An 18136-nucleotide genomic window follows, 5' to 3' on the forward strand; every position below is an offset into this window, starting at 1 on the left:
CCCGCCCCTGCGTCCCCTCCGGATATCGGGTCCCCGGAACATCGCTTTCCCGGGAAGGTGCTCAACGCACCGCGAACGCCGCGGGGTTGTCCAGGACGTCGTGCACCACCCGGGCCGCCGCGCCCCGTGCCGCGTCACCGGAGAGGGACGAGGCGCGCAGCCGGCTGCCGTTCTCGTGCCAGCGGCCGGAGACGACCCGGGCGGTGAGCTGGGCGTCGGCCGGGCCCTCCAGCCAGGGCATCAGGCCGCGGTAGATCCCGCCCAGCACGACGGCCTCCGGGTCGAAGAGGTTGACCGCGCCGGCCAGGACCACGCCCAGCCGGTCCCCCGCCTCACGCAGCGCGGTGACGGCCCGCTTCTCCCCGGCCGCGGCCCGCTGTTCCAGCTCCGCCAAGCCGCGCAGGCCCGTGTCCGGGTCGATGCCGGCAGCCCGCAGCAGCGCCGCCCGGCCCGCGTACTGCTCCAGGCAGCCGTGCGCCCCGCACCGGCAGAGCGGGCCCTTCGGGTCGACCACGACGTGGCCGATCTCGCCGGCGAACCCGTGGGCGCCCCGCAGGATCTCGCCGTTCACCACGAGCGCGCCGCCCACGCCGATCTCACCCGTGAGATAGAGGAAGGTGCGTACGCCTTCGAGGCCGCCGAACCAGAGCTCGGCCAGGGCCGCCAGATTTGCCTCGTTCCCGGAGCCGACGGCCAGCGCCCGCCCGGCCGGACGCAGCGTGCTGAGCGCCTGTCCGAAGATGCCCTCGGCCGCGACCCTGGTCCAGCCGAGGTTCGGTGCCTGCCGGACGACGCCGCCGGAGACGAGTCCCGGCAGTGCCAGTTCGACGCCGACCACCCGCAGTTCCTGTTCCCGGGTGGAGGCGATGACGCGGTTGGTGAGCCGGGCGGCGTGGGCCAGGACCTCGGCGGGCGGCACGTCCCGGTGGTCGGTGTGCTCGGTGACCCGGACCCGGTCGGTGCCGGTGAGGTCGACGGCGCACACGGAGACGTAGTCGATGTTGATCTCCACGCCGAGCCCCGCCGGGCCCGTGCGGGAGAGCTTCAAGCCGGTACCGGGCCGTCCCGCGGATCCGCTGGAGGTCTTGCCGGACTCGCTGAGGCAGTCCAGGGCGAGCAGTTCCTCGACGAGGGAGGACACGGCGGCCCTGGTCAGTCCCACGAGGCTCGCCACCCTGGCCCGGGTGACCTCGCCCTCGTCGCGGACGGTCCGCAGGACCAGGCTCAGGTTGTGGCGCCGCACGGACTCGTGTCCGGCCTTGGCCGCCGGCGACGTGAGGTTGTTCTTCATCAGACCTTCGAGCCTAACGGGCGAAGGGCCGCACCCCGGGGGTGCGGCCCTTCGCCCACTTCCTGAACCCTTACTTGCGGATCAGGCTGCGCAGGACGTACTGCAGGATGCCGCCGTTGCGGTAGTAGTCCGCCTCACCGGGGGTGTCGATGCGGACGACGCCGTCGAACTCCACACCGGTGTCGGTGGTGACCTTGACGGTGCGCGGCGTGGTGCCGTCGTTCAGCTCGGTCACGCCGGTGAAGGAGAAGGTCTCCTCGCCGGTCAGGCCGAGGGACTCGGCGGTGTGGCCCTCGGGGAACTGCAGCGGGAGGACGCCCATGCCGATGAGGTTCGAGCGGTGGATGCGCTCGTAGGACTCGGCGATGACGGCCTTGACGCCCAGGAGCGCGGTGCCCTTGGCCGCCCAGTCGCGGGACGAGCCGGAGCCGTACTCCTTGCCCGCCAGGATCACGAGCGGGGTGCCCGCGGCCTGGTAGTTCTGCGAGGCGTCGTAGATGAACGACACGGGGGCGTCGGCCTGTGTGAAGTCACGGGTGAAGCCGCCCTCGGTGCCCGGCGCGATCTGGTTGCGCAGGCGGATGTTGGCGAACGTGCCGCGGATCATGACCTCGTGGTTACCGCGGCGCGAGCCGTAGGAGTTGAAGTCACGACGCTCGATGCCGTGTTCCGTGAGGTACTTGCCGGCCGGGGTGTCGGCCTTGATCGCACCGGCCGGGGAGATGTGGTCGGTGGTCACCGAGTCGCCCAGCTTGGCGAGCACACGGGCGCCGGTGATGTCCTCGACCGGGGTCGTCTCCATCGTCATGCCCTCGAAGTACGGGGGCTTGCGCACGTAGGTGGACTCGGAGTCCCACTCGAAGGTGTTGCCGGTCGGGATCGGCAGCGCCTGCCACTGGGCGTCGCCCGCGAAGACGTCCTGGTAGGACTTGTTGAACATGTCCTCGCCGATGGAGTTGGCGACGACGTCGTTGACCTCGGCCTCGGAGGGCCAGATGTCCTCGAGGAAGACGGGCTTGCCGTCCTGGTCGACGCCGAGGGCGTCCTTGGTGATGTCGACCTTCATCGAGCCGGCGATGGCGTACGCGACGACCAGCGGCGGGGACGCCAGGTAGTTCATCTTGACGTCGGGGTTGATCCGGCCCTCGAAGTTGCGGTTGCCGGAGAGCACCGAGGTGACGGCCAGGTCGTGGTCGTTGACCGCCTTGGAGACCTCTTCCGGCAGCGGGCCGGAGTTGCCGATGCACGTGGTGCAGCCGTAGCCGACGAGGTTGAAGCCGACCTTGTCGAGGTACGGGGTGAGGCCCGCCTTGTCGAAGTAGTCGGTGACGACCTTCGAGCCCGGGGCGAGGGTGGTCTTGACCCACGGCTTGCGGGTCAGGCCCTTCTCGACCGCCTTCTTCGCCACGAGCGCCGCGGCGACCATGACGTAGGGGTTCGAGGTGTTGGTGCAGGAGGTGATCGCGGCGACGGTGACGGCGCCGTGGTCGATCTCGTACGTCGTGCCGTCGGGGGCGGTGACCGTGACCGGGTTCGTCGGGACACCGTCGGAGGCGGCCGGGGCGTCGGAGGCCGGGAAGGACTCCTTGCCCGCCTCCTCGTCGTCCGCGACGTAGTTACGGACGTCCTGGGCGAACTGCGCCTTGGCGTTCGCGAGGACGATGCGGTCCTGCGGGCGCTTCGGGCCGGCGATGGAGGGGACGACCGTGGAGAGGTCGAGCTCGAGCTTCTCGGAGAAGTCGGGCTCGGCGGCCGGGTCGAGCCAGAGGCCCTGCTCCTTGGCGTACGCCTCGACGAGCGCGACCTGCTGCGCGTCGCGGCCGGTCAGGCGCAGGTAGTTCAGCGTCTCGTCGTCGATCGGGAAGATCGCGGCGGTGGAGCCGAACTCCGGGGACATGTTGCCGATGGTGGCGCGGTTCGCGAGGGAGGTGGCGGCGACGCCCTCACCGTAGAACTCGACGAACTTGCCGACGACACCGTGCTTGCGGAGCATCTCGGTGATGGTCAGCACGAGGTCGGTGGCGGTGGTGCCGGCCGGGAGCTCACCGGTCAGCTTGAAGCCGACGACGCGCGGGATGAGCATCGAGACCGGCTGGCCGAGCATCGCGGCCTCGGCCTCGATGCCGCCGACGCCCCAGCCCAGCACACCGAGGCCGTTGACCATGGTGGTGTGCGAGTCGGTGCCGACGAGGGTGTCGGGGTACGCCTGGCCGTTGCGGACCATGACCGTGCGCGCCAGGTGCTCGATGTTGACCTGGTGGACGATGCCGGTGCCCGGGGGGACGACCTTGAACTCGTCGAAGGCGGTCTGGCCCCAGCGCAGGAACTGGTAACGCTCCTTGTTGCGGCCGTACTCCAGCTCGACGTTCTGGGCGAACGCGTCGTTGGTGCCGAACTTGTCGGCGATGACGGAGTGGTCGATGACCAGCTCGGCCGGGGCCAGCGGGTTGATCTTCGCCGGGTCACCGCCGAGCTCCTTGACGGCCTCACGCATGGTGGCGAGGTCCACGACACACGGGACACCCGTGAAATCCTGCATGATCACGCGGGCCGGCGTGAACTGGATCTCCTGGCTGGGCTGGGCCTGCGAGTCCCACCCGCCAAGCGCCCGGATGTGGTCGGCGGTGATGTTCGCGCCGTCCTCGGTGCGGAGCAGGTTCTCCAGCAGCACCTTCAGGCTGTAAGGGAGGCGCGCGGAGCCCTCGACCTTGTCCAGCTTGAAGATCTCGTACGACTCGTCGCCCACGCGCAGCGTGCTGCGGGCGTCGAAGCTGTTCGCCGACACGACAGTCTCCTTCTTCAATGTGCGCGTTCAACCGCGCCGCGCCTCATGTGCGGCCGGCGCCGCCTGCGGCCCCCACCATCCGCTAAGGTAAGGATTAGTTAGGTAACCCTTACTGAGCGGCGGCTGCGGTGCGCCTCGGCAGATATCTCGATGTCGAGATAACTCTAGTACATCGCCGCCGCGCGGTCATGCCCGGGAGCCCGTGTCCGGCGCCACTCCGCGATGACGCACGGCCACGACCAGGGGCCGGACGGGTCCAGTCCGAATCCGACGGGGCCGCGCTTCCGTCGGTGCGGCAGGATGCGTGTGCCCGAGCGTGACGAGAGGTCACCGTGCGCGGCACCCCCACGGGCGCCCGGTGCGACCGCCGTACACCGACGTCCACCCCTGCCCGGAGAGGGTGCAGTGCACTTCATCGACACCTCTGAGACCGTGCGGGCATGGGTCCACGGCTGGGCCCTCTCCCGCGGCGCCGGCGAACCGAGCCCGACACCCTGGGGCTTCACGGTGACGAACGGGCCCGCCGGGAACGTGAGCCACGTCCTGCCGGCCGCCGACGAGGCGACCGTGCGGGAGCTGACCACGAGCGCCACCGGTCCGGGCGTCCGGCTCAAGGCGTTCGTGCCGGCAAATTCACTGGCCTCCTGGATCGCACCGGACTGGTCGCTCCCCGACCCGCCCGGCTTCCTGATGTCCACCGCGTTGGACTCCTGTTCCGCGGGCGCTCCGGCCCCGCTCCTCGACGGCTACCGGCTCCACAGCTGGACCAGCGCCGGAGTCGTCCACGCGCGGGTGCACGCCCCCGACGGCACCACCGCCGCGCGAGGGCAGGCCTCGGTCGACGGCGCCACCGCCGTCGTCGACAAGGTGGAGACCCATCCCGCACACCGGCGCCGCGGGTTCGGCCGGGTGGTCATGGGCACCCTCACCACGACGGCCGCCGAACGGGGCGCCCTGGTCGGCCTGCTGGCGTCGTCGGCGGAGGGCCGCGCCCTGTACGAGGCGACGGGATGGAGGGTGGAGGCGCCCTTGGCTAACGCCTTGCGCGGGCCGGGCCCGGCCGGCCCGGACTCCGCCAGGGCCGCCACCGCGCCGAGGGCCTGCCGGCAGCGCGGCCCACGGGACACACGGACAGGTCCGCCCGGATCCGCGCCGCGCGCATGACCCGGCCGCTTCGGGATACGCGTACCCCTGACAGAGGAGGAGCCCATGCCGCTCCTACTCCTGACAGAGGAGGAGCAGATGCCGCTCACGTTCCGCAAGAGCTTCCAGATCCTTCCGGGCGTCCGGCTGAACATCAACCGCCGCTCCTGGTCCGTCACCACGGGCGGACGGCACGGCCCGAAGCGCACGCACAGCAGCACCGGCCGGCGCACCACGTCGATGGACCTGCCCGGCCCCTTCGGGTGGCGGAGGACGACGAGGCGCACCCGCCGAGGCTGACTCACCCGATCGGCGCAGCACCGCACGCCGGGCCGCCGGGCGCGCCCGATCCTCGAATCAGGCGCCCCCACGCGACCCGGCACGGTGTGGTTACCCGACTGGCACACCCCCAGCAGATCGTCATCTCATATCTGAGATAGCGTGCAGCCATGGAAGATGACTACCTCGCACGTATCGGCAAGCTCATCCGTGACGCCCGTCAGCATCGTGGCTGGACACAGAGTCAGCTTGCCGAGGCGCTCGCCACGAGCCAGAGCGCCGTCAACCGCATCGAGCGCGGCAACCAGAACATCAGCCTTGAGATGATCGCCCGCATCGGTGAAGCCCTCGACAGCGAGATCGTGTCGCTCGGCTACGCCGGACCCATGCACCTTCGCGTGGTCGGCGGACGCCGCCTCTCCGGCTCCATCGACGTCAAGACGAGCAAGAACGCGTGCGTCGCGCTGCTCTGCGGTTCCCTGCTCAACAAGGGCCGCACCGTCCTGCGCCGGGTGGCGCGCATCGAGGAGGTCTTCCGGCTCCTGGAGGTCCTCAACTCCATCGGCGTACGCACCCGTTGGATCAACGAGGGCGTCGACCTGGAGATCCTCCCGCCCGCCGAGCTCGACCTGGACGCCATCGACGCGGACGCCGCACGCCGGACCCGCTCCATCATCATGTTCCTCGGCCCGCTGCTGCACCGCACGGACCGCTTCACCCTCCCGTACGCCGGAGGCTGCGACCTCGGCACGCGCACGATCGAGCCGCACATGATCGCGCTTCGCCGTTTCGGCCTGGAGATCGCGGCGACCGACGGGCTCTACCACGCGCGGGTCGACCACGAGGTCCGGCCGGACCGCCCCATCGTCCTGACCGAGCGCGGAGACACGGTGACCGAGAACGCCCTGCTGGCCGCCGCGCGGCACGACGGCACGACCGTCATCCGCAACGCGTCCTCCAACTACATGGTCCAGGACCTGTGCTTCTTCCTGGAGGCGCTCGGCGTACGCGTCGACGGTGTCGGGACGACGACCCTCACCGTGCACGGCGTGCCGGAGATCGACGTGGACGTCGACTACTCCCCCTCCGAGGACCCGGTCGAGGCGATGAGCCTGCTGGCCGCCGCTGTGGTGACGGAGTCCGAGCTGACGATCCGCCGGGTCCCGATCGAGTTCCTGGAGATCGAGCTCGCGGTCCTGGAGGAGATGGGCGTCGACTGCGACCGCACGACGGAGTACGCGGCCGACAACGGCCGCACCCGGCTGGTGGACCTGACGGTCCGGCCCTCCAAGCTGGAGGCCCCCATCGACAAGATCCACCCGATGCCGTTCCCCGGCCTGAACATCGACAACGTGCCGTTCTTCGCGGCCATCGCGGCCTCCGCGCACGGCCAGACCCTGATCCACGACTGGGTCTACGACAACCGCGCCATCTACCTCACCGACCTGAACCGCCTGGGCGGCAGGCTCCAGCTGCTGGACCCGCACCGCGTCCTGGTCGAGGGCCCGACCCGCTGGCGCGCCGCCGAGATGATGTGCCCGCCGGCCCTGCGGCCCGCGGTGGTGGTCCTGCTGGCGATGATGGCGGCCGAGGGCACGTCCGTGCTCCGCAACGTGTACGTGATCAACCGCGGTTACGAGGAGTTGGCGGAGCGGCTGAACTCGGTGGGGGCGCAGATCGAGATCTTCCGGGACATCTGACCGGCGGGGTGTCGTGCCCCTTGAGGGCAAGGGGCACGACACCTCAATATGCGAGCTGACCTGCGAATACTTACCTTCACACCCCTTCGACGATCACCGTTGCTTTTCAGCACCTTGTGCAACGCATGTGCAAGATGATCTTGCATGGTTGACGGTATGTCAGGAAAACCTGAGCGCCAGTCAGCCTTTACGGAGAGTTGTCGCCGAAGTGGCCTCGCAACATTCGATGTCGGCCGTGTCACGCCGACTGCGTCTGGTCGACCATCCACGTCGAATGCGGCGGACTGGCTGGTAATGCCGTACCGCAGGTAGTCGTGGGTGCGGCGCTCAGGCATCCCCGGCAGCACGGGCTGCGATCGTCCCAGGCATTGCACCTGGGACTTCTCGTCGACACAGAGCACCACCGCACGCTCGGGCGGATTGCGGTGGCGGCCTTCGGCGTGACCCGTCTACGACAGGAAAGATTCCAGTTTCTAGTTCTCCCGCTGCCTCGATGACTTCGTGACTGGGGCACCAGCCCAGCGCTGCACCCCGCGGGTGCGCCACAGCGCCGGCCGCCCATCCACAAGAGCTGCCCCGCACCGTCTGGAATCAACGGCCCTGCACCTCAAGGCTGTTCGATACAGTGGACATCTCTTACGCACTCGATCAACCTCTGGGGAGGAATGCGTGGATCCATCGCTTGTCGATGCGGTGATGCCCAGCGTGACGGCAGCCGTCGCCGCCTACGGAGCGAACGTCTTGGTGCATGCCGAGGACGCGGCGGCCATGGAGACCGTGCGCCTGGGACAACGGTTGCTGGCACGGTTGCGACGGAATGAGGACGTGCAGCCCCGTATCGATGTTGCCGTTCAGGATCTGACCAGTGCCCTCGACGACGAGGACTTCCTCGGCGCATTGCGCGCCCAGATAAAGAAGGCCCTTGCAGAAGACACCGACTTGGCCTCCGACCTCAAGAAGCTTCTGACTGACTCGCCTGTGACGGCTCAGGCGACGGGAACACGTTCCGTCGCCGTCACGCACAACGACGGAGTCATCTCCACAGGCGACAACGCGACCATCCAGAGGTAGGCGTGGATCAGGGCTTCGAACGATCCGTCCTTGTCGGGAACAACACCGGGATCGTTTCCACCGGTGACAATGCCTCGATCACCCAGATCACTCTTGCGCCGGGCGCACCGAAGCCGACAGCGGCGGTGCCTGCGCCCCCCGATGTGTTCGGGTTCCACAGCGGCAAGAGCCCGGTTTTCTCTGGCCGGATCGGCGAGCAGAAACATTTGAAGGGCATCCTCGGCGGGCCCCCCGGTTCGGTCGCTGTAATCACTGGATGCGGCGGCGTGGGCAAAACGTCGTTGGCCGCTCAGACAGCCTCCGAGTACCGGGGCAAGTACAACCCTGTTTGGGAAATATCGGCCGGAGACGCGACCCAGATCGAGTACGGCCTGTCCCGGCTGGCCTGTCGCATTGACCCTGGGCTGGTCGATCAGCCGAGCGAAGTTGCTGCGGAGTGGGCGCGAGCCTGGCTTCAGACTCATGACGACTGGTTGCTCGTTCTGGACAATGCCTCATCCCCCAGGGACGTACGCGCTCTACTCAGCCAGCTGCCTCGGGGACGATTCATCGTCACCAGCCAACAGGCCACGGGCTGGCACCACATCGGCCCGGTGATGCCACTCGACGTTCTGGACCCTGACGCTGCGCTGGGCCTACTGGTCACAATCGCCGGACGGTCAGCCCTGAACAGTGAGGACCTGAGCGACGCTGCCCTCGTGTGTGAAGAGCTGGGCTATCTACCGCTCGCGATCGAATTAGCGGCAGCCAATATCGCGCAGACCCGAACCAGACCACGCCACTATCTTGAGAACCTGAGTGCCGCCCCGCTCGACGTACTCATCGACCATTCGGCTTCCGAGGACTCAGCGCACACAGTTGCCAGGGTCCTTCAGGCAAACCTTAAGAGACTCAGCGGCCATCCACTTGCGGAAGAGCTGCTGCGCGTAATGGCATGGTTTGCGCCTGACGGAATCCCCCGTTCGCTATTTTTCCGGATGGAGTCTCCACAAGCGGTGCGCACAGCGGTCGGACTTCTCGCGAAATACAGCGTGATCCGTTGGACCGAAGGTGCCGACGAGCCGACATTGAATGTCCACCGCCTCGTGCAAAAGCTAGTCATTGCTTGGAGTCGAACCTCCCCTGATGGGACGTTCGAGTCATCGTTTACCGCTACAGATATTCTGTGTCAGGCACTGGGCGATGAGGATCCCGAGGAGGGTTTCAAAACACGGTGGCGTCGCAGTCTGATGCCGCACGTCGACTCGCTGACCTCGAAAATTGAAGCGAGCGACGAAACCCTTGGAGCAGCCGCACTCTATCGGATTTCCGCATATTTTCTATTGCACCAAGGCCAGTTGGGACAGGCAAACTACTATGCGCAGAGGGCACATCAGGTAATAGTCCGGATCGGAGCGGGACCTTCAGGCTCACCAGACATCCAAAACTTGCTTGGACAGATACAATTTGCCGCAGAGAACGCGTCGGGGGCTACGGAGCACTTCAAATGGGCGCTGGATGAAGCGACTCCGAGATTTAGCGAAGACAGCCGAAGCGTTTTGACCTATCGGGTGAACTATGCGCGGGCCATCCTCGCAGGGGGCGACCACTCTGCTGCGATCTCCATGCTCGACGACGCGGTGTCCGACTGCGTAAACATCCTTGGCGGGGAGGACCCGCTGACCTTCACCGCGCGAGCCTGCCTTGGTCTTGCGTATGAGACCAGCGGAGATATAGCCACAGCGATGTCACTGTACAGCCAGGTCCTGTTCGATCGGTTGCATACGCTCGGTTTGAATCACGAAGCAACTGCCGCTTCATCAGCCCTACTCGGCGGCGTCCATCTCGCCAACGGGGATCCATCTGGCGCCATCCCCTATCTAGAACTGGCCCTTGGCGTGAGGGTTCGGATACTGGGGAGGGATCACCTGGACACAGTGACGTCGCGGAACAACCTCGCAATTGCTCTCTGCGAGGTTGATGAACCACACCGCGCTATTCCACTCTTGGAGCAGGTGATCGATGATGCGCCAGGCATCTTCGCCCCCGATAGCGCCGAGTTGACGAGCACGCAAGAAAGACTCGCCAGCCTGTATATTTCAACAGGGCAGCCGGATCGCGCCATCTCAATTTACAACCAGCTGTTGGAAAATCGTATCCAGATTATTGGAGTCGACCATCCCACGACCCTCGCAACCCAGAACATGTTGGGATTCACGTACAGCGCAGTTGGTGATCTTCCCCGTGCCATTATCTTCTACGAACAGGCACTGATCGGCCGTACCCGAGTCCTTGGACCGGAGCATCAAGACACGTTCAACTCGCGGAATAATCTCGCCTACGCATACAAGCTTGCCGGAGACCTCGCTCGGGCGATTCCGCTCTACGAGGAGACGCTTGAATTTGCCGCCAGCAGACTGGGGCCTAACGATCCAGCCGTCGTCAACATGCGCGACGATATTCGCTCCCTGCGAGCTCAGTGACGAGTGGCGTTGTCAAGTTATCCGCGAGCGGGCTGACTGATGGCACGTCAGGAATGGCGGCCGGTGGTGGTGGTGTGTTCAGACCGCGGTGGCTACGCCGGCGATCTGGTTCCAGAGGGTAAAGCGGTGCTGCATCTCGGTGCGGTAGTCGGGTGCGGTGATCAGATGGCGTCGTGAAATCTGACTGGGGCCTTGCCCCAAGGCCGAAGCCGAGGTCCCCCCGCCACTCGTTCGAAGTCCGACTCTGGGCGACGTGCCGCCAGCTCACTGTCCACCCGTCGCCGTCTTCGTCCCTCCGCCATGCTGGGTCACCCGAGGACGGCATCGCATTCGGACGGCTCCGTGAGTGAACGCCGGGTCAGTGGACTTACTCGCCCACACGTACGCCTCACCGGGCTGAAGCTGCGCCATCTGCTCAGCGCGCAGACTAGCGAAGGCGGTGTTTGCCTTCTGGAGGTGCTTCAACCAGGCCGGCGAGGTGAACTTGTGCAGGATGACGTGGTCGGAGAGTTCGATCAGAGAGATCGGTACCGAGGGCGGGTCCTGGCTGGCGACCAGGATGCTCACTCCCTTGTGGCGCATCTCGCGGACGGTCTCGACTAGGCCGGCGACGAGGTCCGGGCTGTCGATGTACTTGTGCGCTTCGTCGAAGACGACCAGCTTGTTGAAGTGTTCGTCCCCGCTGCGGCCCTCGGCGAACAGCTGCATCAGGACGACGAAGAGGCCGAGTGCTTCGTCCTTCTCAATGTACTCGTCGCGGAGGTCAACGACGATCAGCCGGCCTGGTCGGATGAGGCTGGCGAGCCGGGCATTGTCGTCGATGTAGTCCTCGGCGAGGTTGAGCCGCTCCTGGGCCAGTTGCTTGACGTGGTCAGGCATACCGGAATCGGCCACGCCCTGCCGGATGACGCCGAGGTTCAGATTGTTGCGGTTCGACCTCATGATGCGGGTCAGCTGCCGGATGTACGTTGACTGGTTGCCGACCGCTCCCATGAGGAAGCGCCAGTGGGACGACTGGAGTTCAGCGGAGGAGAAGGCGAGCGGCTGGACGTCGATGCCGGGGAAATTCCGTCGGTGGTCGGCGACCTGGGCGGCGGGGGCGAGCAGCAGCACGTCCGACAGCGCTTGGGGGTCGGCTCCGTAGTGGAGTGACCCCCGAAATTCCGACACCTGGACGCTGGATGTTTCGTCATCCAGGGGAAGTGATCCAAGGTGGCAAAGCGGAAGAACTATCCCGAAGAGTTCAAGCGGGACGCGGTGGACCTGGTGCGTTCCTCGCCGGACCGTTCCCTCACCGACATCGCTCACGGCCTGGGCATCCATCTGGAGACCCTGCGCAAGTGGGTCCGGGAGGACCGGACCCGTGTCCAGGCGGCGGACGGCGGGGGTGACGCAGGCGTGACCCCTGACGCGAAGGAAGAGCTCAAGCGCCTGCGGCGGGAGAACGCCCGGCTGAAGGAGGACAACGAGATCCTCCGGAAAGCCGCCGCCTATTTCGCGCGGGAGACGACACGGTGATCCGCTTCCGTTTCGTCGACGAGCACAGAGGCGCCCACAGGGTGAAGCGGATGTGTGATGTTCTCGGATGGGACCGCTCCGGCTACTACGCCTGGCACCAGAACAAGGAGGCGCGGCAGGAGAAGGCCGATGAGGAAGAGGTCCTGGCCTGCCGAATCCGGGAGATCCACACCGATTCCCGGGGAGCTTACGGGGCCCTGCGGATCACCCGGACACTCCGGGACCAGGGTCACATGGTGAACCGCAAGCGCGTCGCCCGGATCATGCGGGAGCGTGAAATCGTCGGGATAACGCGACGGAAGTCGCGGTCGCTGACGCGACAGGACCGCACGGCGCCGCCGGCTCCGGATCTGATCCTGCGGGACTTCACCGCGCCGCTGCCGGGTCTGAAATTCGTCGGGGACATCACCTGCCTGCCGACGGCCGAGGGATGGCTGTATCTGGCGACGGTGATCGATCTGTGCACGCGGGAGGTCGCGGGCTGGTCGATGGCCGGCCACATGCGCACCGAACTGGTTGCGGACGCCATCCGGATGGCCCATGCGGGTGGACACACTGCAGGAAACGCGATCTTTCACTCCGATCGCGGATCCCAATACACGTCCCATCAATTCCGCTCGCTACTCGGCGAGTTGGACATCCGACAGAGCGCCGGGCGCACCGGTTCGTGCTTCGACAACGCTGCCGCGGAGAGCTTTTTCGCCGTCCTGAAAGCAGAGATTGGGACGACCGTCTGGGAAACCCGGGCGCAGGCTCGGCAGGACGTTTTCCAGTGGATCGCGGAACATTACAACCGGGAGCGGCTCCACTCGACCATCGGCTACATCACGCCATACCAGGCGAGGATCCGCTGCCATCAACGACTGGACCTCGCGGCATAAAACGGAAGTGTCGGGACCTGAGGGGTCACTTCAGGGACTCCAAGACCACTGGCGCCGAGGGATACGCCGTCCTGCAGGACCGTGGCAGCCTCGTGATCCATAACGTCAGAGGCCAGTCGCTGTGGAGCAGCGGCACAGCTCAGCGGCATGACTACAACGGCGACGGCCGAAGCGACATGGCCGACTGGTACGACCATGCAGACGGGTCGGACACGATTCATACTTTCCTGACCAACTCTGACGGGACGTTCAAAAACCCGCTCACCGGGTGGAACGTGCCGACAGGGTGGACGGCAAGCAGGATGAAGCGCACCACAGGCGACTTCAACGGCGACGGAATCGGTGACGTGGCCGCTGTCTACGGCTATGCCGACGGACAGGTCGCGCTGTGGACGTGGCTGGGAAGCACGAGCGGTAAGTTCTCAGCGCCCTCCAAGTCCTGGCAGGTCCCGGCCGGCAACTGGAGCTTCGCGCGGATGACGGTCAGCAGCGGAGACTTCAACGGTGACGGCAGGGACGATGTCGCCGCTTGGTACGACTACGCCGACGGCCGGGACACGCTGTGGACCTTCACCGCGAATGTCCGGGGAGGCTTCAACGCTCCGTTCGAGTCGATGACCCGCCCCACCGGAGGCTGGGAAGCGTCCAGGGACAAGCCCGTGACCGGAGACTTCAACGGTGACGGCAGGGACGACATGGCCGTCTTCCATGGCTACACGGACGGCAGCAACAAGATCTGGACATTCCTCGCCACACCCACAGGAGGCTTCGGCAACCCTGTCGGCTCGTGGAGCAGTACCACGTGGGGTAGTTGGGACCGGACGTCGGTGCACGCCGGCGACTTCGACGGGGACGGCCGGGACGACATCGCAGCATGGTACGACTACGCCGACGGACACGACAGCATCTACATCTTCCCGAGTAGCACGACGGGCACGTTCAGTTCCGTGGCAGAGGCGTGGACCACGCCTCCGGACAACATGTGGCGAGACCACATGTCGATCGTCATCGGTGACTACAACGGGGACGGCCTCGACGACCTCGGCGCTCTGTACGGCTACGACGACGGCAGCATCAAGGCCTGGACGTGGTCGGCAACAGCGGGGCGCAAGTTCGCCAAGCCTGTGAGCAGCTGGGGCGTCACTTCTGGCTACAGCTACCCACGGTCCTACGTGATTGAGCGATACGGAAGCTGACTGAACGGGTGGTGGTCCTCCACGGAGGGCCGCCACCCCGGGACTCAACGCGCCTCTGGCCCCGGACTCCGTGACCAGCAGGCCCCGGTGTGTTCCATGACACCTCACAGCCATGACTCGGCATGGGCATTACATGCATATGATGAACCGACTGTTGACTGGAAGCACCCAAGAGGTTTCGTTGCTCACCGGTCACACCTTGAATCGACGCGAGAGGCGTGAGGCCTGGCGTCCAGGCTTCGGAGCATTCCTGTGTCGAAGGTGACCCGTCGTACCGCGCTGGGGGCTATCAGTCTCGGTGCAGTCGGCTTCGTCGGCTATCAATTGCGCGAACAGGCCGGACCTCTTCCCACGCGTCCGGCAGCGCGAACCGGCAACAACCCCGCCGTCCGGGAGAACACGGCCATCGGCTCGGACCAGTGGCCGCTGGGACGTGACGGTCTCAAGGGCGTGACCGATGATCTTGCGCAGGTCCAGGGCTACGCATCAGCGACCTCGGTCAGCCACGGCGAATCCATCGATTTTCATATCGCCTCGCATACCGCACAGAATTGCACCATAGCGGTCTACCGCATCGGTCACTACGCAGCTGTCGGTGCCCGGCATCTCCTGACCAGCGAGCCGGTGAAGGTCAAACCGCAGAAGAAGCCAGACCCGCATCCGGAGACCGGTCTCATCTCCTGCGACTGGCCGGTCTCCTGGACGCTGGAAATACCGAACACGTGGGTGTCGGGGATATTCCTGGCTGTCTTCACCTCCCAGGACGGCCACCGCAGCTACACGCCCTTCGTCGTGCGGGACACCGCCCGCCGTTCCGATGTCCTGATGGTCGTCCCCTTCACCACGTATCAGGCGTACAACATGTGGCCGCTCGATGGTCGTACGGGGAAAAACCTGTACAAGGGGTACACCGCCGACGGTGAGATAGGCGGCAACCCGGAACGCGCCTTCAAGGTCTCTTTCGACCGGCCGTACATGCAGCTCGGCCTGCCCCGCTGGTTCGACATGGATATCAGCGCGGCACGGTGGGCGGAGAGCTCCGGCTACGACATCACCTATGCCACCAGCGTCGATCTGCACGAGGGACGCATCGACCCCTCGCAGTACACCGCGATCGTCTTCTCCGGACACGACGAATACTGGTCCAAGGAGATGCGCGACTGCGCCGAGAGCGCCGTGGACGCCGGAACCCACCTGGCGTTCCTCGCCTCGAACAACATCTACTTCCACATACGTCTCGAGGCAGGCACCGAAGACCGGCCCTCCCGTGTGGTGACCTGCTACAAGGAAGCCCCAGACCCGGAACCAGGCGAAGCCGGCCCGACCATGCGATGGCGCCACCTCGGCAAAAAGCACCATAAAGCCGAACAGCGCCTGATAGGCGTCCAGTACAACGGCATCCTCGCGAAACCCGTCCCCCTGGTGGTCAGCGAGAGCAAGCACTGGTTCTGGTCAGGAACGGGCCTGCGGGACGGAGACGAAATACCTGACCTGATCGCCGTCGAAGCAGACGGTTTCAACCCCGCGATGCCCCAGCCCGCCGACACCAAGCAGACCCTGCTCGCCGCATCCCCCTACGTCGACAGCCGCAACCGGGGCCGCGCCGTACAGAACACCAGCCTCTGCGAGAACCATCAGGGGACCCTCGTCTTCGTCGCCGGCACCTTCCACTGGCCGCTCGCTCTCAACGACCCCGACCACCGCAACCCGCACGTCCAGCGAGCCACCGGCAACCTCATCACTCGCATGCTGGAACCTCGCAATAGGCCATAGCAGGACTGTCTCTGTTGGAACGACAGCAGTCGTTCACAGGTCTGGAAGACACTGAGGTCAGGATCGGGGGCTTGCCCAGATCCTCGTCCCGTCGATCCTGCTCATCGACTCGCCCCGCAGAGCACTGGGCAGCAACCGCGAAGACCAGGAACGAGGCCGCCGAATCTACGGCCGATTCAAAGCCCTGACCGACGCCTACGGCCCGCGGCTCCAGCTCATCCTCGCCGACAACGACACCGCCCCCGTTATGTTTTTCGCGGTCCTGCAACGGGGCCGCTGGCCTCTGGGCCCGGCATGACTGTGTCCCCCTGTCGAAGGCATGACCTGGGGGGTGGTGTCACCGGGTCCGGGGGTGTTCGTCGGAGACGCTGATCAGAGGTCCGGCCACCGTCCGGTCCGGCGCAATGCCGGACAGTTCGCGGGCGGCAGGTCTGCATAACGTGGATGCGCGAGCACGACACCCGAGCCGAGGCCGGCACCGTCAAACCCCCTGGAAGGGCGCGATGTTCGAGATCGAAGACGTGGGCGTGTTCCTCGGCCTGGACGTCGGCAAGTCCGCTCACCACGGGCACGGGCTCACCCCGGCCGGGAAGAAGGTCTTCGACAAGCCGCTGCCCAACAGCGAGCCGAAGCTGCGGGCCGTGTTCGACAAGCTGACCGCGAAGTTCGGCACCGTCCTGGTCATCGTGGACCAGCCCGCCTCCATCGGCGCTCTGCCCCTGGCCGTCGCCCGGGACACCGGCTGTCGCGTCGCCTACCTGCCCGGCCTGGCTATGCGCCGGATCGCCGACCTCTACCCCGGCGAGGCCAAGACCGACGCCAAGGACGCGGCCGTCATTGCCGACGCCGCACGGACCATGCCGCACACCCTGCGCTCGCTCGAACTGACCGACGAGATCACCGCCGAGCTGACCGTGCTGACCGGCTTCGACCAGGACCTGGCCGCCGAGGCCACCCGCACCAGCAACCGGATACACGGCCTTCTCACCCAGTTCCACCCCAGCCTGGAGCGCGTCCTGGGGCCCCGCCTGGACCACCAAGCCGTCACCTGGCTCCTTGAACGCCACGGCTCCCCGGCCGCCCTGCGCAAAGCCGGCCGACGCCGCCTCGTCGAGCTGATCCGGCCCAAGGCCCCGCGCATGGCCGCACGGCTGATCGACGACATCTTCGACGCCCTGGACGAGCAGACCGTGACCGTTCCCGGCACCGGCACCCTCGACATCGTGGTCCCGTCCCTGGCCCGCTCGCTCGCCGCCGTCCACGAACAGCGCCGGGCCCTGGAAGCCCAGATCAACAGCCTGCTGGAGGCCCACCCTCTTTCCCAAGTCCTGACCTCGATGCCCGGCGTCGGCGTCAGGACCGCCGCAGTCCTGCTGGTCACCGTCGGCGACGGCACCAACTTCCCCACCGCCGCCCACCTGGCTTCCTACGCCGGCCTCGCACCGACGACCAAGTCCTCGGGCACCTCGATCCATGGCGAACACGCGCCCCGCGGCGGGAACCGGCAGCTGAAGCGGGCCATGTTCCTCTCCGCCTTCGCCTGCATAAACGCCGATCCGGCCTCCCGGACCTACTACGACAAGCAGCGAGCCCGCGGCAAAACCCACACCCAAGCCCTTCTCCGCCTCGCCCGCCAGCGCATCAGCGTCCTGTTCGCCATGCTCCGCGACGGCACCTTCTACGAATCGCGGGCGCCCAAGAACGTCGAGCTCGCCGCATAACCCCAGCAACACCGAACCACCCCAAACCCGACAGGGTGCCTTGACGAACGACATAGAGGCACCCCCCCTCGGCAGCGTTGCGGCATGCGAAGCAGGCACGGCCCCACAAGAGATCACAGAGTTCTCGACGCCCCGCGACCCTGTGGAAGACCATGCCTGCCGAAGCGTCATCCCTGATCGCGCCTGTCTCTTGACCGGCTCTGCCACCTGATCGACGAACCCCCTCCACTACTGCTTCGTCCCCTGGCCCTCGGCTGGCGCCGCGAGCGGTGGGGCCCACCGGACGCCCGTTCGCGCGTCCCCGGGAACAGCGGCC

At 66.4% G+C, this 18136-nt stretch carries 13 protein-coding genes and 1 pseudogene; 10 read left to right on the top strand and 4 right to left on the bottom strand.

The genetic code is table 11. From position 1 onward, the window contains the following. Nucleotides 1-61: 61 nt before the first annotated feature. Both LWJ43_RS06595 and acnA read right to left on the bottom strand, forming a co-directional pair. On the bottom strand, nt 62-1291 hold the full coding sequence (locus tag LWJ43_RS06595) for an ROK family protein (RefSeq protein ID WP_277331347.1): 1230 nt from the start codon (nt 1289-1291) through the stop codon (nt 62-64). Nucleotides 1292-1361: 70 nt separating this feature from the next. Further along, a complete protein-coding gene (gene acnA / locus LWJ43_RS06600; protein ID WP_277331348.1) occupies nt 1362-4076 on the bottom strand; it encodes an aconitate hydratase AcnA in 2715 nt (904 codons plus the stop codon). 405 nt (nt 4077-4481) lie between these two features. On the opposite strand from acnA, the gene LWJ43_RS06605 reads away from it, so the two are divergent. From LWJ43_RS06605 to LWJ43_RS06615, 3 genes are all read left to right on the top strand, one after another. Continuing rightward, complete coding sequence (locus tag LWJ43_RS06605; protein WP_277331349.1) at nt 4482-5240, top strand: GNAT family N-acetyltransferase; 759 nt, start codon at nt 4482-4484, stop codon at nt 5238-5240. A 78-nt stretch (nt 5241-5318) separates the two neighbouring features. Beyond that, on the top strand, nt 5319-5519 hold the full coding sequence (locus tag LWJ43_RS06610; protein WP_277335828.1) for a DUF4236 domain-containing protein: 201 nt from the start codon (nt 5319-5321) through the stop codon (nt 5517-5519). Between the two features lie 149 nt (nt 5520-5668). Then, nucleotides 5669-7198: a helix-turn-helix domain-containing protein gene (locus LWJ43_RS06615; RefSeq protein ID WP_277331350.1), complete on the top strand. Its 1530-nt coding sequence runs from the start codon at nt 5669-5671 to the stop codon at nt 7196-7198. A 266-nt stretch (nt 7199-7464) separates the two neighbouring features. On the opposite strand, the pseudogene LWJ43_RS06620 reads toward LWJ43_RS06615, so the two are convergent. Continuing rightward, nucleotides 7465-7632, bottom strand: a pseudogene (locus LWJ43_RS06620) (IS630 family transposase); the annotation flags it as partial. Between the two features lie 235 nt (nt 7633-7867). On the opposite strand from LWJ43_RS06620, the gene LWJ43_RS06625 reads away from it, so the two are divergent. Then, the gene (locus LWJ43_RS06625) at nt 7868-8269 is read left to right on the top strand and encodes a hypothetical protein (protein ID WP_277331351.1); all 402 of its coding nucleotides are present in this window, start codon (nt 7868-7870) and stop codon (nt 8267-8269) included. A gap of 2 nt (nt 8270-8271) precedes the next feature. Continuing rightward, nucleotides 8272-10731 (top strand): tetratricopeptide repeat protein, encoded by a 2460-nt coding sequence (locus LWJ43_RS06630; RefSeq protein ID WP_277331352.1) that lies wholly within the window; start codon nt 8272-8274, stop codon nt 10729-10731. Nucleotides 10732-10995: 264 nt separating this feature from the next. Here the strand turns inward: LWJ43_RS06630 and LWJ43_RS06635 are convergent, their stop codons facing one another. Then, entirely contained in the window at nt 10996-11844 is an 849-nt protein-coding gene (locus LWJ43_RS06635) for an ATP-binding protein (RefSeq protein ID WP_277331353.1), read from the bottom strand. Between the two features lie 99 nt (nt 11845-11943). On the opposite strand from LWJ43_RS06635, the gene LWJ43_RS06640 reads away from it, so the two are divergent. From LWJ43_RS06640 to LWJ43_RS06660, 5 genes are all read left to right on the top strand, one after another. Continuing rightward, the gene (locus LWJ43_RS06640; protein ID WP_277331354.1) at nt 11944-12249 is read left to right on the top strand and encodes a transposase; all 306 of its coding nucleotides are present in this window, start codon (nt 11944-11946) and stop codon (nt 12247-12249) included. After that, on the top strand, nt 12246-13130 hold the full coding sequence (locus LWJ43_RS06645; protein ID WP_277331355.1) for an IS3 family transposase: 885 nt from the start codon (nt 12246-12248) through the stop codon (nt 13128-13130). The genes LWJ43_RS06640 and LWJ43_RS06645 overlap by 4 nt, the downstream gene beginning before the upstream one ends. Nucleotides 13131-13222: 92 nt before the next feature. Further along, nucleotides 13223-14326 (top strand): FG-GAP repeat domain-containing protein, encoded by a 1104-nt coding sequence (locus tag LWJ43_RS06650; RefSeq protein WP_277331356.1) that lies wholly within the window; start codon nt 13223-13225, stop codon nt 14324-14326. 261 nt (nt 14327-14587) lie between these two features. Beyond that, nucleotides 14588-16099: a N,N-dimethylformamidase beta subunit family domain-containing protein gene (locus LWJ43_RS06655; RefSeq protein WP_277331357.1), complete on the top strand. Its 1512-nt coding sequence runs from the start codon at nt 14588-14590 to the stop codon at nt 16097-16099. A gap of 503 nt (nt 16100-16602) precedes the next feature. Then, nucleotides 16603-17820 carry an IS110 family RNA-guided transposase gene (locus LWJ43_RS06660; protein WP_277331358.1) on the top strand — a complete coding sequence of 406 codons (1218 nt, stop codon included), beginning with the start codon at nt 16603-16605 and terminating at the stop codon, nt 17818-17820. Nucleotides 17821-18136: the final 316 nt, after the last annotated feature.

Source organism: Streptomyces sp. JH34 (assembly GCF_029428875.1).
Classification (GTDB): domain Bacteria; phylum Actinomycetota; class Actinomycetes; order Streptomycetales; family Streptomycetaceae; genus Streptomyces.

Bases quoted from the DNA above. Each gene is read 5' to 3' on its own strand.
- LWJ43_RS06660 (WP_277331358.1), top strand. From the start codon at position 16,603: ATGTTCGAGATCGAAGACGTGGGCGTGTTCCTCGGCCTGGACGTCGGC.
- LWJ43_RS06615 (WP_277331350.1), top strand. From the start codon at position 5,669: ATGGAAGATGACTACCTCGCACGTATCGGCAAGCTCATCCGTGACGCC.
- LWJ43_RS06595 (WP_277331347.1), bottom strand. From the start codon at position 1,291: ATGAAGAACAACCTCACGTCGCCGGCGGCCAAGGCCGGACACGAGTCC.
- LWJ43_RS06610 (WP_277335828.1), top strand. From the start codon at position 5,319: ATGCCGCTCACGTTCCGCAAGAGCTTCCAGATCCTTCCGGGCGTCCGG.